The sequence below is a fragment of the Pseudomonas fluorescens genome (assembly GCF_002022275.1).
GTDB classification, from domain to species: Bacteria; Pseudomonadota; Gammaproteobacteria; order Pseudomonadales; family Pseudomonadaceae; genus Aquipseudomonas; species Aquipseudomonas fluorescens_AJ.
The window spans coordinates 1-14,886 of sequence record NZ_MSDF01000030.1; the positions used below are offsets into that span (position 1 = coordinate 1).

Consider the following 14,886-nt stretch of genomic DNA (forward strand, 5'->3'; position numbering starts at 1 on the left):
TTCTTGTGGCGAGCGGGCTTGCCCGCGTTGGGCTGCGAAGCAGCCCCAAAACCAGACGCCGAGGCGTATCTGATACACCGCATTTTTCTTACTGGGGCCGCTTCGCAGCCCAACGCGGGCAAGCCCGCTCGCCACAAGAAGCCTGCTTGCCACAACAGGCCCGCTCGCCACAGGTTTTGTGCTTACTTCAATAACTTCGCCAGCACCGCCTCGGTTTCCGTCAGCAGGCGCGTGGCGTCCTTCTCGGAAAATACCAACGGTGGCCGGATCTTCAAGGTATTCGCCGCAAACCCGGTGGCCGAAATCAACACGCGCCGCTCGCGCAAACCATTGACGATGGCACCGGTGAGCGCCGCATCCGGCGTTTTGGCCTCGCGGTCGCTGACCATCTCCACACCGATATACAAACCTGCGCCGCGCACGTCGCCAATCTGCTCATATCGGCTGGCAATGTCCTCGAAACCGGCGCGGATAAAGCGGCCCACGCGTTCTGAATTCTCCAGCAGCTTCTCTTCATTGATCACATCAAGGGTCGCCTGCGCCGCCGCGATCGCCACGGTGTTGCCGCCGAACGTGTTGAAGTAGCGCATGTCCTGGCCGAAGCGCGCGACGATTTCCGGCGCGATGGCGATGGCCGCCACCGGGAAACCGTTACCCATGGGTTTGCCCATGGTGATGATGTCCGGGTCGATGCCGTGGCGCTGGTAGCCCCACAACGCATCGCCGGTACGCGCAAAGCCGGACTGCACTTCATCGGCAACAAACAGCCCGCCCGCCTTGCGCACCACTTCCGCCACGGGCCCGAGCAGGTCGGTGGGGTCGGAGAACACGCCGTCGGATGAGAAAATCGAATCGACAATAAACGCCGCCAAGCCTTCGCCACGGCGTTCCAGGTCCTGAATCTGCAGGCTCACTTGGTCAGCAAACCACTGGCCCATGGTTTCTTTTGGAATGCGGTACGAGTCCGGTGTAGGCACGCGGCGCACCCAGGTGCCCAGCGGTGAACTGGCGCCCAGCGACGGTGAGAAACCGGCGGTGAGGTGCGAATTCCCGTGGTACGCCTCGGACGTGATGATGATGCCTTTCTTGCCGGTGTGGTGCTGCGCGATGCGCATCGCGAGGTCGTTGGCCTCGGAGCCGGTGCAGGTAAACATCATGTGCCCCGACTCACCCACGCGCCCGCCAAAGGTGCCGAGCAATTGTTCGGCATAGTCGAGGATGCCGTCCTGGATATAGCGCGTGTGGGTGCACAGCGTATGCGCCTGGCGGCTGATCGCGTCCGCCACCTTGGGGTGCGCATGGCCGACCGACACCACGTTGTTGTAGGCATCCAGGTATTCATTGCCGTGCTTGTCGTAGAGCAATACGCCCTGGCCACGGCTGACTTGCACCGGGTTTTGATAGAACAGGCGATAGGCCGGACCCAGCAGGCGGATGCGCCTTTCGATCTGGTGGCGGGTGTCAGCGTCGAGGTTCTTCAGGCTTTCCGGGTTGAAAGCGTTGACCATCGTGGCGTGACGCTTGGGCGTGTCAGTCATGGTGCACTCCGGGCGGGCAGGGCGGTTGGCCTGCGGGGTTAGGGGGGTTCAGGCAGCAGTGAAGACAGGCGCCAGCATACTCATCAACTTTATTGTCGACAATAATCAATTTATTATTTCTGACGTATTGTAACATTGTCGACATTCTTCAATAATCGATTTCGCCACCTTATCCACTGCCAGGAGAAACCCGATGTCCGGCACCACCATCAAGAACCGAGAGGTATTGCAGGGCAGCGGCGACACGGCGTTGCGCCGCCTGGCTCTGAGCATTGCAGAGGCGGGCATAGCCTATGCCGACCCCGGCAATGCGTTGCAGCGTTTCGTGGCGCTGGAAGGCGACACCCTGGTGGTTGAGGGCCAGCGTTATTCACTGGCCGACGGCGTGCGGGTGTTCGTGGTGGGCGCTGGCAAGGCCAGTTTTCCCATCGCCAAGGCGCTCGACGCGTTGCTCGGCGCACGCATCCATAAAGGCTTGGTCACCTGCAAATACGGGCAGGAAGGCTGCCTCGACCATATCGAACTACGCCTGGCCAGCCACCCGATCCCGGATGAAGCTTCGTTGAAGTCGGCGCTGGATACCGTCGAACTGCTGAAGGACGTACGCGCCGGTGACATCGTGCTCGGCTGCTTCACCGGCGGTTCGTCATCCTTGTTCGTGGCCCCGGTGCCGGGCATCTCATTGGCCGAAAAGGCCCAGGCCAACGACCTGCTGCTGACCTGCGGCGCGAACATCGTCGAAATCAACGACGTGCGTAAACACCTCTCCACCGTCAAAGGCGGCCGCTTGATTCGCAGCCTCGCCCCCGGCGCGGTGTTGATCAACCTGACCGTGTCGGACGTCATCGGCGACGCACTGGACTACATCACCGACCCCAGCGTGCCCGACCGCTCCACCTTCGCTGACGCCCAGGCTGTGCTCGACAAATACAGCCTGTGGGACCGCATGCCGGTGTCCATCGCCGCCTACTTGCGCCTGGCACCGCCGGCAGATGAAACCGTGCGCGCCGACGAACTGGCGCACCTGACCTGCCAGGACGTGATCCTCGTCGCCGCCGACGCCGCCTGCATCGGCGCCGCCAATGAAGCGCGGCGCAACGGCTACAACCCGCTGCTGCTGTCGACCTTTTTTGAGGGCGAAAGCAGCGCGCTGGGCCGCAACCTGGTGGCCATCGCCAAACAGATCGCCCTGGACGGCCGCCCCTTGTTCCCGCCGTGCGTGCTGATCGGCGGCGGTGAAACCACCGTGACCACCGGCGGCCAGCGTGGCACCGGCGGGCCCAATCAGGAATTCGCGGTGAGCGCCGCCCTTGAATTGCAGGGCACCCGCGGCATCGTCGTGCTCGGCCTCGACACCGACGGCACCGATGGCCCGACTCGCTACGCCGGCGGCATCGCCGATGGCAGCACCGCGAGTCGCGCGCTGGAGCTGGGCGTCGATTTGCACCAGGCCCTGGCCCGGCACGACGTAACGCCGGCGCTGGAGCAGATTTTTCATGCGATCGAGACAGGCGCGACGGGCACCAACGTCAACGACCTGAAACTCGTCTTGATCGCCAAACCGTAACTAATCAAGGAGAACCCCATGCTGACGGGCCAAAAACCGACCTGGCTGACGTTCGATTGCTACGGCACCCTGATCCAGTGGGATGAAGGTGTTCGCGCGGCGTTGACCGAGATCCTCGAACGCCGCGGGCGTACCGATATCGACCTCAAGGCGGTCATCGCCTGGCACGACGAGCGCGAGCACGTGCTCGAGCAGTCGGTGCCATTCATGAAGTTTCGCGCCATCGTTGCGCAGAGTTTTGTCGAGGCCATGACCCACTTCGGCGTGGCTACCGACCTCGCCGATTTCGACTTGCTGCTGCAACGCATCTCGGCCATGCCGCCGTTCCCCGAAGTGGTCGCTGCGCTTACCGAGCTCAAGCGCATGGGCTTCAAACTGTGCATCGTTTCCAACACCGAAGACTCGGTGATCGCCGGCAACGTCGCGCAATTGGGCGGCACCATCGACCGTGTGATTACCGCTGAACAGGCCCGGGCCTACAAGCCTTCGCCGCAGCTGTTCAACCACGCTCACCGCGAGCTGGGCGTGGATAAATCCGAGGTGGTGCACATCTGCGCCTCACCGCTGCTCGACCTCACGGCCGCGCGGGATATTGGCTTTCGCTGCGTGTGGATCGACCGGGGCACGGGCCGCAAGGCGCCCGCCGATTACACCCCTGATGAAGTATTTCCAAACCTGTCCCACGTCCCTGCGCTGTTCAAATCCCTGGGTTGGTAAACCCGCACACCACCACTGGAGGCACCATGTTTACGCGCTTGAATTACTCGGATCGTCCGGCACCCACCACACAATTTTCCGAAGCTGCGCTGGTGGACCGCTCGACGCGCCTGCTGATCACTTCCGGGCAGATCGGTGTTGGCCCCGACGGCCGCTTGGGCGAGACCGCCGAAGAACAGATCGACATCACCTGGAAGAACATCCTGCAATTGCTCAAGGAAGCCGGCACCTCGCCCGAGCACATCGTCAAGGCCACGACTTACCTGACCAGCGCCGATGACATTGCGATCTACCGCACCGTCCGCAACCGCTACATCCCCACCGTGCGTGCGTGTTCCACGCTGGTGATCGTGCCGGCCCTGGCCGACCCGGGCTACAAGGTCGAAGTCGAACTGATCGTGGCCGTCCCCGACGCTGCCTGACCCCCGCCAACTCCCCCGCAGACAGGGTGCGCACATGAGCAAGACAAAGCTGGACTCGATTCTTCAACCACTGGACCGCGCGGCCTGGACGGCCACGGCCGAAAGCGCGCCGGTATTGCAGGCGTTGCAGGAAGATTTGGTGGTGGATGTGGCGATTGTCGGCGCGGGGTTTACCGGGTTGTCGGCGGCCATTGAACTGGCCTCGCGCGGTGTTTCGGTGGCGGTGCTCGATGCCGTGCTGGTCGGCGGCGGCGCCTCGGGGCGCAACGGCGGGCAGATCAACCCCGGCCTTAAACTTGACCCGCACGATGTGCTGGCCAAGCACCCGGAAATCGCCGACCACGCCCTGGATTTTTCCGGCCGCGCGCCGGACGTGGTGTTCGACCTGGTCGCACGCTACGACATTCAATGCCATATCAAACGCACCGGTTGGCTGATGCCGGCGCACCGCGAAAGCGCCGAGGCGGACCTTGAGCGGCGCGCCAATGGCTGGATCAGTCGCGGCGTGCCGGTGCGCACCTTGGGCCGCGAAGAAACTCGACGCATCACCGGCAGCCCGGCGTACACCGGGGCGATCATCGACCCGCGCGGCGGCAATTTGCAGCCGTTGAGTTACGTGCGCGGCCTGGCCCGCGCTGCGGTCAGCGAAGGCGCGCGAGTGTTTGAAAAGACCCCGGTGACCGCGCTGGAGCAAGCCGCTGACAAATGGCTGCTGACCACGCCCAAGGGCCAAGTGCGCGCGGCGCAGGTCATCCTCGCCACCAACGGCTACACCGACGGGCTGTGGCCTGGGCTTAAGCAAACGATCATCCCGATTCACTCGTTTCAGATCGCCACCGTGCCGCTGCCACCATCTTTGGGCGCGACGATTTTGCCGGAAGGCCACCATGCCGCCGACACCCGCCGCCTGATCCAGTACTTTCGCTGCGACAGCGCCGGGCGGTTTTTCCTCGGTGGCGAGGGCAAGGCGGGCGGTGCCAAGACCCCGTCGGACTTCTCGCACCTGTACCGCCTGATGGTGCAGGCCTACCCGCAACTTGAAGGCGTGGCCATCGAATACGCCTGGTCCGGCCAGTTGGCCGTCACCCCGGATTACTTGCCGCACGTGCACGAACCTGCGCCCGGCATCAGTGCTGTGCTCGGCTGTCAGGGCCGGGGCATCGCGATGATGACCGCGATGGGCCAATCACTGGCCGCGCATTTGCTCGACCGATCTTCAGCGCTGGGCCTGCCCGTTACCCGCCTCAAGCGCATCCCGTTTCACGGACTGAACCAGCTCTACGCCGCGGTGGCATCGAGCTGGTTCCGCATGATGGATGTGAACTGAGACCCTGCGCACGACAGGGCCACGCGTGACTTAACGATCAGGGGAATACCATGTTGAAGCACTTCAGATTGGCGCGTTGTATCGGCACCCTTGCAGTACTGGCCTCGGCGGTTGCCGCAGGCCAGGCCTCGGCCCGCGACTTCACTGTGGTCGGGTGGGGCGGTGTGACCCAGGATGCGCAAAGGGCAATCTACTTTGCCCCGTTCTCCAAGGCGGTCGGCAAGCCGGTGCTGGAAGATTCCTGGGACGGCGGCTACGGCGTGTTGCAAGCCAAGGTCAAGGCCGGCAACCCGAACTGGGATGTGGTGCAGGTGGAGTCCGATGTGCTGGCGCTCGGCTGCGCTGACGGCCTGTTCGAGAAGCTCGACTGGAGCAAGATCATCGCCAAGGACAAGTTCCTGCCCGATGCCATCAGCCCCTGCGGCGCGGGCGTTTACTACTGGTCGGTGGCCATGGGTTACGACGCCGACAAGTTCAAGGTCGGCCCGGCCAACTGGGCGGATTTCTGGGACCTGAAGAAATTCCCCGGCAAGCGCTCGCTGCGCAAAGGCGCCAAGTACAACCTGGAATTCGCGCTGCTCGCCGACGGCGTGGCACCGAAGGATTTGTACGCGGTGCTGGACACCCCGGAAGGCGTGGATCGCGCGTTCCGCAAACTCGACGAACTGCGCCCCAACATCCTCTGGTGGGATGCCGGCGGCCAGCCGCTGCAATACCTGGCCTCGGGTGAAGTGGCGCTGGCGGCGGTGTACAACGGCCGGCTGACCAATATCAGCAAGACCGAGCACAAGCACTACAAGCTGGTCTGGCCGGGCAGTATCTACGCGATGGACAGTTGGGTGATCCTCAAGGGTGCCGAGCATAAAGACCTCGCCACCCAATTCCTGGCGTTTGCCAGCCGTTCCGAGAACCAGGCGAAGTTCCCGAGCCTGGTTTCCTACGGCGTGCCCAACCGTGACGCAGCGGCGCTGATTCCGCCAGCCGATTACGTCGACCTGCCGAGCAACCCCGACAACATGAAAGAGGCGATTCCACTGGACACCACGTTCTGGAACGACCATCTGGAAGACCTGACCGCCCGCTACAACGCCTGGCTCGCCAAGTAAGGCGCGCTGGCCTTTAGCACGTCCTGCCACGGTGAAGAGTGCGGCCGTTCTGCGGCCGCACGACAAAAATACGCTCAGAGGATGCCGTTGTGACTGATTTCAGAATACGTTTTGCGGGCGTCAGCAAAAACTACGGTGCGATCAACGTGATCGACAACCTGTCCCTGGACATTCAGGCCGGCGAGTTCGTCAGCCTGTTGGGACCATCAGGCTCCGGCAAAACCACCTTGTTAATGATGCTGGCCGGTTTCGAAACCGCCAGCCACGGCGACATCATCGTCAACGGGGTGACCGTCAACGACCTGCCACCGCACAAGCGCGACATGGGCGTGGTGTTCCAGAATTACGCGTTGTTCCCGCACAAGACCGTGGGCGAGAACGTCGCATTTCCCCTGCGCATGCGCGGGGTCAACCGCAGTGAGATCAAGCAGCGCGTAGCCCGGGCGCTGGACATGGTGCAACTCAGCGCCTTGAGCGACCGCCGCCCCACCCAGTTGTCCGGCGGCCAGCAGCAACGGGTCGCCCTGGCCCGCGCGCTGGTGTTCGAACCGCGTGTGGTGTTGATGGACGAGCCCCTCGGGGCGCTGGACAAACAGCTGCGCGAACAGATGCAACTGGACATCCGCGAGCTGCATAACCGCCTCGGCCTGACCATCGTATTCGTGACCCACGATCAGTCCGAAGCGCTGACCATGTCCGACCGCATCGCCGTGTTCAACAAGGGCAAGATCGAACAGATCGGCTCGCCCCGCGACATTTACGACCGCCCGCAAACGCGCTTTGTGGCGCAGTTTATCGGCGAGACCAATCTGCTCGAAGGCCGCCTCGTCAGCATCGCAGGCGAAAGTGCCGACGTGCTGCTCGGCAGTGGCGTGACCATCCAGGTGCCGGCTTCGGGGCTGAAGGTGGGCCAGAACGTGATGGTCTCGGTGCGCCCTGAACGGCTGACGCTGTCGGACAGCGCCAGCCCGGTCAACTCCCTGCCGGTGCGCATGGTTGATGCCGTGTACCAGGGCGACCACCTTCGCGCGCAACTGGCCGGCGACAACCTGACCCTCACCGCACGCCTGAGCCGCTCGCTGCCCGAGCGCTCCAACGGCACGCAGATGGTCGCGCATTTCGACCCACGTGACTGCTGGATGATTGCCTCATGAGCACGCTATCCGTCGCCAAACGGCGCTCGGCGATCTTGCTGGTGCTGCCGCTGTTCCTGTTCATGCTGGCGTTTTTCCTGTGGCCGCTGGGCACCGTGATGCAACAGGCGGTCTCGGATAAATCCGTGCTCGGCGTGCTGCCGCTGACCAAAGCCGCTGCGGTCGATTGGGACGGGCAATCGCTGCCGGGCCCAGCCATCGAGCAGGCGTTTGTCACTGATATCCGCAACGTCGAGGACCAGCAACACATCGGCGAAATGGTGCGCCGTCTCAACAGCGCGTCGCCGGGTTTTCGCACCCTGATCAGCAAGACCCAGGCAGCCATCCAGGCCACCGACGGCCCGGTGGACTTGGTCAGCGTCGACAAGCGCTGGGCCGAGTTGCGCTACTGGCAGACCATCCGTGATGCGCTGTCGCCGGTGACCGACCGCTTCTTGCTCGCCTCGGTGGACCTGCAACGCGACAGCCTCGGCGCCATCGTCGATATGCCCAGCGATGCCTCGGCCAACCGCACCATCATGCTACGTACTTTTGGCATGACCGCGACCATCACCGCGCTGTGCCTGTTGCTCGGCTACCCCTACGCGGTATTGCTGGCGAGCGTGGCCGGCTGGCGGCGCAATGTGTTGCTCGGCGCAGTGCTGTTGCCGCTGTGGACCTCGCTGCTGGTGCGCACCACGGCCTGGTTTATCGTGCTGCAGGACAACGGCATCGTGAACCGCGTGTTGATGCTGCTGCACATCACCGATCACCCGTTGGCGCTGGTGTTCAACCGCACCGGCGTGATCATCGCCATGACCCACGTGCTGCTGCCGCTGATGGTGCTGCCGATTTACAGCGTGCTGCTGGGCATTCCGCGAGACCTGATGCCAGCCGCCGGGTCGCTGGGCGCCAGGCCGTGGCGCGCATTTATTGAAGTGATGCTGCCGCTGAGTGCACGGGGCATTACCTCCGGTGTGCTGCTGGTGTTCATGTCGGCGGTGGGCTACTACATCACCCCGGCACTGATCGGCGGGCCGAAAGACCAGATGATCAGTTCGGTGATCGCCTTCTACGCCACCGGCGCCGCCAACTGGGGCATGGCCAGCGCGCTGGGCCTGGTGCTGCTGGCGATTACCCTGGTGCTGTACGCCGTGTACAGACGACTTTCCACCCGTGAACAGGAAGCGGCCGAATGAAAACCAATCCTTTGCTGGCCATTTTCGGCGCCTGCATGGTGGTGTTCCTGCTGGCACCGCTGCTGGCCGTGTTGCCGCTGGCATTTACCTCAAGCTCGTTTCTGGTGTACCCGATTCCGTCGTTCTCGCTGCGCTGGTTCGAGCGGCTGTTCACGGCGCAGGCCTGGCAGCTGTCGATCATCAACAGCCTGATCATGGCGGTGGGCGCGACCTCCCTGGCGACCTGCCTGGGCACCTTGGCAGCCTTGGGTTTGCGGCGTAAGGGCGTGCCGTTCCGAGGCATGGTCAATTCGCTGTTCCTGTTGCCGATGGTGGTGCCCGCCGTGGTGCTGGGCGTGGGCATGCAAATGTTCCTGCAAACCCTCGGACTGACGAACAGCTACAGCGGCGTGATCGTCGCCCATACCGTGCTGGCGGTTCCGTTTGTGGTGATCAGCGTGTCCGGCGCGCTGGCCGGGATCAATCCCAAGCTTGAGCTGGCGGCTGCCAGCCTCGGCGCCAGCCCCTTGACCGTATTGCGCACCACCACGTTGCCGCTGGCGCTGCCGGGGATTCTTTCCGGGGCGGTATTGGCCTTTGCCACGTCGCTGGATGAAGTGGTGCTGACGCTCTTCGTCGCAGGCCCCGGCCAGCGCACCCTGGCGTTGCAGATGTTTTCCAGCATCCGCGAAAACATCAGCCCGGAAATTGCAGCGGCTGCGTTCTTGTTCATCGTCGGCACGTTGCTGATCGGTTTGACCGTGGTAGTGCTGCGCCGACGCCGTCAGCGCCAGTTACACAGCGTTTAACTTTAACTTCGCAGGATGTTCGCAATGAAAAACTACGTGGGCGCTTCCTATTACCACCGTGTCGCCGAAACCCTGGTGCTGCCTGACCGGCCGTTTATCAACGGGCGTTTTGTCGAGGGTAAACCTGACGGCACTTACCAGAACGTCAACCCGGCCACCGCCCAGGTGTTTGGCACCGTGGCGTTCGGCGGGGCAGGGCATGTGGACCAGGCCGTGGCGGCGGCGCGCGCGGTGTTTGATTCCGGCGTGTGGTCGCGTGCCAAACCGGAATACCGCAAGGACGTGTTGCTCGCGCTGGCGCAACTGATCCGCGTGAATGCAACAGAGCTGGCGGTGATGGAGTCCCTGGACAGCGGCAAGCCGATCAAGGATTGCCTGCATGAAATCGGCACCGAAGTGCCGAATTTCTTTCAGTGGTACGCCGAACTGATCGACAAGACCTTTGGCAAAGTCGCCCCCACCGGCGAAGATGTCACCGCGTTTGTGCTGCAAGAACCGATCGGCGTGGTCGGCGCGATTGTGCCGTGGAACTTCCCGCTGCTGATGACCGCCTGGAAACTCGCCCCGGCCCTGGCCGCCGGCTGCAGCGTGGTGCTCAAACCCGCCGAGCTGACCTCGCTGACCGCACTGCGCCTGGCAGAGTTGGCGTCCATCGCCGGTTTGCCCGACGGCGTGCTCAACGTGGTGCCGGGTGACGGGCATGAAGTCGGCAAAGCCATGGGCCTGCACCCGGGAATCGACGCGATCACCTTTACCGGCTCCGGCCCGGTAGGCGCGTTGCTGCTGGAATACGCCGCGCACAGCAACCTCAAGCCGGTCGGCCTTGAGCTGGGTGGCAAGAGCCCGTTCATCATCCTCGACGACGCACCGCTGAACGACGACCTGATCGCCAACGCCGTCAACGCAGCGTTCTGGAACGGTGGGCAAAACTGCACGGCGAACATGCGCCAGATCGTTCACGCCAGCCGCAAGGACGAGTACCTGGAAAAGGTGTTGGTCAACGTGGCGGCGCTCAAAGTCGGCGACCCGCTGGACCCGCAAACCGAGATTGGCCCGCTGGTCTCGGCCAAACAGCGCGAGCGCGTGCAGGGTTATATCAACCGGGGCCTGGAGGAGGGCGCGCGTTTGGTGGCAGGTAACCGCGAACTGGACTTGCCGGGCTTCTACGTCGACCCGGTGGTGTTTGATGACGTCACGCCGGGCATGGTCATCGCCACTGAGGAAATCTTCGGGCCGGTGCTGGGCGTGATCACCGTGCAGAACGATGAGGAGGCCTTGCAGGTCGCGCGGGACACCGATTATGGGTTGCATGCCACGGTGTTCACCCGTGATATCGACCGTGCGCTGCACTTTGCGCGGCAGTTGCCGTGCGGCGTGGTGGGCATCAATGGCTTCACCGAAGGCGACGTCAAGACGCCGTTTGGCGGCTATAAACGCTCGGGCTCGCTGTCGCGGGACAAGGGCGTTGAAGCGTTGCAGCAATACGTGCAGACCAAAACGGTATGGGTGCGCTCGCTGCGCGGCGTCAGCTGACGGGCGGGGCTTTTAATAATTGGCGACAATCTTGTGCGTTTGCTAGAGTGCCTGCACGAAAATGAGTCGAGCATCGCCGTGAGCCTATTAAAAGTCCCCAAGGTCGTGAAACTGTCTGCCGAAGTGCAGGCGGCTGAAGTGCTGCGCGAGTCGATCATGTCGGGCACGATTCTGCCGGGGGCGCGGGTGACCGAGGTGCAATTGGCCGAGGAGATGGGCCTGTCGCGGGCGACCGTGCGCTCGGCCCTGCACCAGCTGGAAAAAGAAGGCCTGACCACGCTGATTCCCTACACCGGCTGGACCGTGATTTCCCTCACGCCCAAGGATGTCTGGGAGCTCTACACCCTGCGCTCCAGCGTGGAGCGCCTGGCCGCGCAACTGGTCGCGGCCGGCATGGACGACGCCAAGCACGCGCTGCTCAGCCAGCATTACCAGGCGCTGGTCGAGGCGTGCCACTCGGGTAAGGCCGAGGCCATCGCCGAAGCCGACTTCGCCCTGCACAAGGCGATCATCACCCTGGCTGACCATAGCCGCCTGTTGTCCCAGTACGAGTTCATCGAACGTCAGATCCGCCTGTATATCCGTTCCAGTGACTCGCTGATTCACGACGCCGAGGCGATTATCGAGCAGCATCGCCCGTTTGTGGACGCGATCCTGGCCGGTGATGCCGAGACGGCGGGGGCCTTGTCCGAGGCGCACAACCTCAGTGAAGGCGCGAAACTCAATGACCATTTGCAAGGCCTGATGACCGAAGACGCTTCGCCGCTGGCCGCCGACGGCCGCCTGAAACACCTCAAACCACGCCGCGCCAAGGCCGACGCCAAACCATAGGTTCAGCGTATGTTGGCCTTACGTTAATACGAATATACCTATCACACCTCGTCGGTAAGACTTGAGCCCCAACCACAACAGGGGCTCACCTCAATGCCACTTCCCGACCCGCTTCAGCGCCTGGCTGAACTCGACACCAACACGGTTTCCGACGCACTGGATTTCCTGCAATTGCCGGGCGCCGTCGTCGGTATTCGCCCGTTGTGGGACTGCCCCAAAGTGGTGGGCCGTGCGAGCACGGTGAAGTTGGCTCCCAAGACCGACGCCGCACCTGGCGTGCACCTGATTTCGCCGGTGATCGACGCCGTCACCACCGGCGACCGCGTACTGGTGATCGCCGGCGGTATCGAAGGCATCTCCTGCTGGGGCGACATCATTGCGAATGCCGCCGTGGCCAAGAAAATTCGGGGTTCGGTGATCGACGGGTTCAGCCGCGACATCGACGGCAGCGCGTCCATCGGCTACCCGGTTTACGGCCGTGGCGTGACCATGATCAGCGCGCGTAACCGCGTGGTGCAGGTCGATTCCGGGGTGACGCTCAGCATTGGCGGTGTCGATGTGTCCGAAGACGACTACGTCATCGCCGACCGTTGCGGCACGGTGTTTATTCCCGCCGCAGTCATCGAAACCGTGCTGGACCTGAGTGAGCGCATCGCCGCCCGTGAAGCCGGCATGGTCGACGCCGTGCGCAGCGGCCGTTCGGTCGCCGATGTAATGCACGACAGCCACTTTGAAGCCATCCGCGTGGAGCCTGCCCGATGAATGATCAACAACTCGTCGCCCTGTTTGAAGGGCTGGACACCCCTGGCGTCTCGGACGCCATGGACAAGCTGGGCATTTCCGGCCAGTGCCTGGGCATCGCGCCGCTGGATAACTACCGTGGCACTGTGGTCGGCCCGGCGTTCACCGTGCAATACGTGCCTGCCAACACGCCGCCGGGTTCGGTGGGCGACTTTATCGAAGACGTACTGCCGGGCGACGTGGTGGTGATCGCCAACGCCGGTCGCACCGACTGCACCGTGTGGGGCGACATCATGACCCAGTACGCCGGCACACGCGGCATTGCCGCCACCGTGATCGACGGCGTATGCCGCGATGTCAGCAAGGCCTTGGGCGATGGCTACCCGATGTTCAGCAAGGGTCGTTATATGCGCACCGGCAAGGACCGTGTGGAAGTGCTGTCGGTCAATCAGCCCGTGGCAATCAGCGGAACTCGCGTGTGTTCGCGGGACATCGTGGTAGCTGACGCCAATGGCGTGCTCGTGGTGCCCCGCGCGCGGGCTGCCGAGGTGGCGCGCACGGCACGCCAGATCGAAGAGGTCGAGTCACAGATCCGCGCGCAGCTCGAAGCGGGCAAGACGCTCAAGCAGGCGCGTGAAGCCTTGGGTTATCACACGTTGCAAAGGAAAGGCTCGTGAACATCGAACGACTGAACAAACGCCTGGCCCAGGCTCAGCCTTCGGCCACTTACCGCATCATTGACCGTGTGGCCGAGCGCCGCGCTCAAGGGGTGAACATCATCTCGCTGTGCGCGGGTGAGCCGGATTTCGACACCCCGGAACATATCCGCCAGGCCGGTATCGATGCGATCCGCAACGGCCATACGCGCTACACCCAAGTGGCTGGCGTGCGGGCCTTGCGTGAAGCGGTTGCGCAGAAATTTCGTCGCGAAAACGGCCTGGACGTGAGCTGGCAGGACACCATCGTCAGCAACGGCGGCAAGCACGTGATCTACAACGCCCTGGCCGCGACCTTGAATGAGGGCGATGAAGTCATCGTGCCCGCGCCGTATTGGGTCAGCTACCCGGAAATGGTTGAGTTGTGTGGTGGCACATCGAAGATCGTGGCGTGCGGCGCCGAGGACGGTTTCAAGCTGACACCGGCTGCGCTGGAGCAGGCGATCAACCCCAACACTCGCTGGCTGATCCTTAACTCGCCGTCGAATCCCACCGGCGCTGTGTACAGCGAGCAGGAACTGCGCGGGTTAGCGAACGTGTTGCTCGACCATCCTCACGTGCTGGTCCTGGCCGACGATATCTACGAACACCTGCTGTTTGACGGGCAAACCTTCCATACCCTGGCGCACGTCGAGCCGCGTTTGGTGCCACGCGTGCTGACCATGAATGGCGTGTCCAAGGCTTACGCCATGACTGGCTGGCGCATCGGTTTCGCCACCGGGCCGCGCTGGTTGCTGGCCGCTATGGAGAAACTCCAGGGCCAACAGACCTCGGGTGCCAGTGCGATTTCCCAGCAAGCGGCCATGGCGGCGCTGACCGGGCCGCAGGATTTTGTGCAGGTGTCGCGTGCTGTGTTCGAGAAGCGGCGTGACCTGGTGGTGTCGTTTCTCAACGCCACGCCGGGTCTGGAATGCATGAACCCGTCCGGCGCGTTCTACGCCTTCGCCTCCTGCGCCGGTTTGTTGGGGCGCACCACGCCCGCGGGCAAGTTGCTGCAAACCGACGAAGACGTGGCACTCGCCCTGCTCGATGAAGCCAATGTGGCGGTGGTGCACGGCAGCGCGTTCGGGTTGGCGCCCTATCTGCGCATCGCTTATGCCCTGGATGACGATTCGTTGTCGCAGGCGTGCGAAGCGATCCGGCAATTCTGCGCGGCGACCCGTTAGAGGTCGCGAGGGTAAGGACGCCCGAGGCGGTCTATGCTTGTTCGATAACCCCTTGTTCGATAAGCCAGGGCACTCCCAGGTTTCGCAGCGGACTAAGCATCA

14 protein-coding genes are annotated in these 14,886 nt (G+C 63.3%); 13 read left to right on the forward strand and 1 reads right to left on the reverse strand.

Features of this window, described 5'->3' with window-relative positions; all coding sequences use genetic code 11:
• Positions 1–182: 182 nt before the first annotated feature.
• Entirely contained in the window at positions 183–1,538 is a 1,356-nt protein-coding gene (locus tag BFW87_RS21700) for an aspartate aminotransferase family protein (RefSeq protein WP_078741766.1), read from the reverse strand.
• Positions 1,539–1,731: 193 nt separating this feature from the next.
• On the opposite strand from BFW87_RS21700, the gene BFW87_RS21705 reads away from it, so the two are divergent.
• The 13 genes from BFW87_RS21705 to BFW87_RS21765 all read left to right on the forward strand — a co-directional run bounded on the left by BFW87_RS21705 (position 1,732) and on the right by BFW87_RS21765 (position 14,784).
• Positions 1,732–3,105 (forward strand): glycerate kinase type-2 family protein, encoded by a 1,374-nt coding sequence (locus BFW87_RS21705; protein WP_078741767.1) that lies wholly within the window; start codon positions 1,732–1,734, stop codon positions 3,103–3,105.
• A gap of 18 nt (positions 3,106–3,123) precedes the next feature.
• Positions 3,124–3,822, forward strand: coding sequence for a haloacid dehalogenase type II (locus BFW87_RS21710; protein ID WP_078741768.1), 699 nt, complete (start codon positions 3,124–3,126; stop codon positions 3,820–3,822).
• Positions 3,823–3,848: 26 nt separating this feature from the next.
• Positions 3,849–4,244 (forward strand): RidA family protein, encoded by a 396-nt coding sequence (locus BFW87_RS21715; RefSeq protein ID WP_078741769.1) that lies wholly within the window; start codon positions 3,849–3,851, stop codon positions 4,242–4,244.
• A 34-nt stretch (positions 4,245–4,278) separates the two neighbouring features.
• A complete protein-coding gene (locus tag BFW87_RS21720; RefSeq protein ID WP_078741770.1) occupies positions 4,279–5,571 on the forward strand; it encodes an NAD(P)/FAD-dependent oxidoreductase in 1,293 nt (430 codons plus the stop codon).
• 50 nt (positions 5,572–5,621) lie between these two features.
• Positions 5,622–6,677, forward strand: a complete 1,056-nt coding sequence (locus tag BFW87_RS21725) for an ABC transporter substrate-binding protein (RefSeq protein ID WP_078741771.1) — start codon at positions 5,622–5,624, stop codon at positions 6,675–6,677.
• Positions 6,678–6,766: 89 nt separating this feature from the next.
• Positions 6,767–7,831: an ABC transporter ATP-binding protein gene (locus BFW87_RS21730; RefSeq protein ID WP_078741772.1), complete on the forward strand. Its 1,065-nt coding sequence runs from the start codon at positions 6,767–6,769 to the stop codon at positions 7,829–7,831.
• Positions 7,828–9,009, forward strand: a complete 1,182-nt coding sequence (locus tag BFW87_RS21735) for an ABC transporter permease (RefSeq protein WP_078741773.1) — start codon at positions 7,828–7,830, stop codon at positions 9,007–9,009. Before BFW87_RS21730 ends, BFW87_RS21735 begins: the two co-directional genes overlap by 4 nt.
• A complete protein-coding gene (locus BFW87_RS21740; protein ID WP_078741774.1) occupies positions 9,006–9,797 on the forward strand; it encodes an ABC transporter permease in 792 nt (263 codons plus the stop codon). The genes BFW87_RS21735 and BFW87_RS21740 overlap by 4 nt, the downstream gene beginning before the upstream one ends.
• 24 nt (positions 9,798–9,821) lie before the next feature.
• Entirely contained in the window at positions 9,822–11,330 is a 1,509-nt protein-coding gene (locus BFW87_RS21745; RefSeq protein ID WP_078741775.1) for an aldehyde dehydrogenase, read from the forward strand.
• Between the two features lie 78 nt (positions 11,331–11,408).
• On the forward strand, positions 11,409–12,161 hold the full coding sequence (locus BFW87_RS21750) for a GntR family transcriptional regulator (protein WP_254865924.1): 753 nt from the start codon (positions 11,409–11,411) through the stop codon (positions 12,159–12,161).
• Between the two features lie 93 nt (positions 12,162–12,254).
• Positions 12,255–12,923 carry an RraA family protein gene (locus tag BFW87_RS21755; protein ID WP_078741776.1) on the forward strand — a complete coding sequence of 223 codons (669 nt, stop codon included), beginning with the start codon at positions 12,255–12,257 and terminating at the stop codon, positions 12,921–12,923.
• Positions 12,920–13,579 (forward strand): RraA family protein, encoded by a 660-nt coding sequence (locus tag BFW87_RS21760; RefSeq protein ID WP_078741777.1) that lies wholly within the window; start codon positions 12,920–12,922, stop codon positions 13,577–13,579. Before BFW87_RS21755 ends, BFW87_RS21760 begins: the two co-directional genes overlap by 4 nt.
• On the forward strand, positions 13,576–14,784 hold the full coding sequence (locus BFW87_RS21765) for a pyridoxal phosphate-dependent aminotransferase (protein ID WP_078741778.1): 1,209 nt from the start codon (positions 13,576–13,578) through the stop codon (positions 14,782–14,784). The genes BFW87_RS21760 and BFW87_RS21765 overlap by 4 nt, the downstream gene beginning before the upstream one ends.
• The last annotated feature ends 102 nt before the right edge of the window (positions 14,785–14,886 follow it).

Coding starts and splice junctions, on each gene's coding strand:
- BFW87_RS21720 (WP_078741770.1), top strand. CDS start 4,279: ATGAGCAAGACAAAGCTGGACTCGATTCTTCAACCACTGGACCGCGCG.
- BFW87_RS21740 (WP_078741774.1), top strand. CDS start 9,006: ATGAAAACCAATCCTTTGCTGGCCATTTTCGGCGCCTGCATGGTGGTG.
- BFW87_RS21760 (WP_078741777.1), top strand. CDS start 12,920: ATGAATGATCAACAACTCGTCGCCCTGTTTGAAGGGCTGGACACCCCT.
- BFW87_RS21700 (WP_078741766.1), bottom strand. CDS start 1,538: ATGACTGACACGCCCAAGCGTCACGCCACGATGGTCAACGCTTTCAAC.
- BFW87_RS21710 (WP_078741768.1), top strand. CDS start 3,124: ATGCTGACGGGCCAAAAACCGACCTGGCTGACGTTCGATTGCTACGGC.
- BFW87_RS21735 (WP_078741773.1), top strand. CDS start 7,828: ATGAGCACGCTATCCGTCGCCAAACGGCGCTCGGCGATCTTGCTGGTG.
- BFW87_RS21715 (WP_078741769.1), top strand. CDS start 3,849: ATGTTTACGCGCTTGAATTACTCGGATCGTCCGGCACCCACCACACAA.
- BFW87_RS21755 (WP_078741776.1), top strand. CDS start 12,255: ATGCCACTTCCCGACCCGCTTCAGCGCCTGGCTGAACTCGACACCAAC.
- BFW87_RS21705 (WP_078741767.1), top strand. CDS start 1,732: ATGTCCGGCACCACCATCAAGAACCGAGAGGTATTGCAGGGCAGCGGC.
- BFW87_RS21725 (WP_078741771.1), top strand. CDS start 5,622: ATGTTGAAGCACTTCAGATTGGCGCGTTGTATCGGCACCCTTGCAGTA.
- BFW87_RS21745 (WP_078741775.1), top strand. CDS start 9,822: ATGAAAAACTACGTGGGCGCTTCCTATTACCACCGTGTCGCCGAAACC.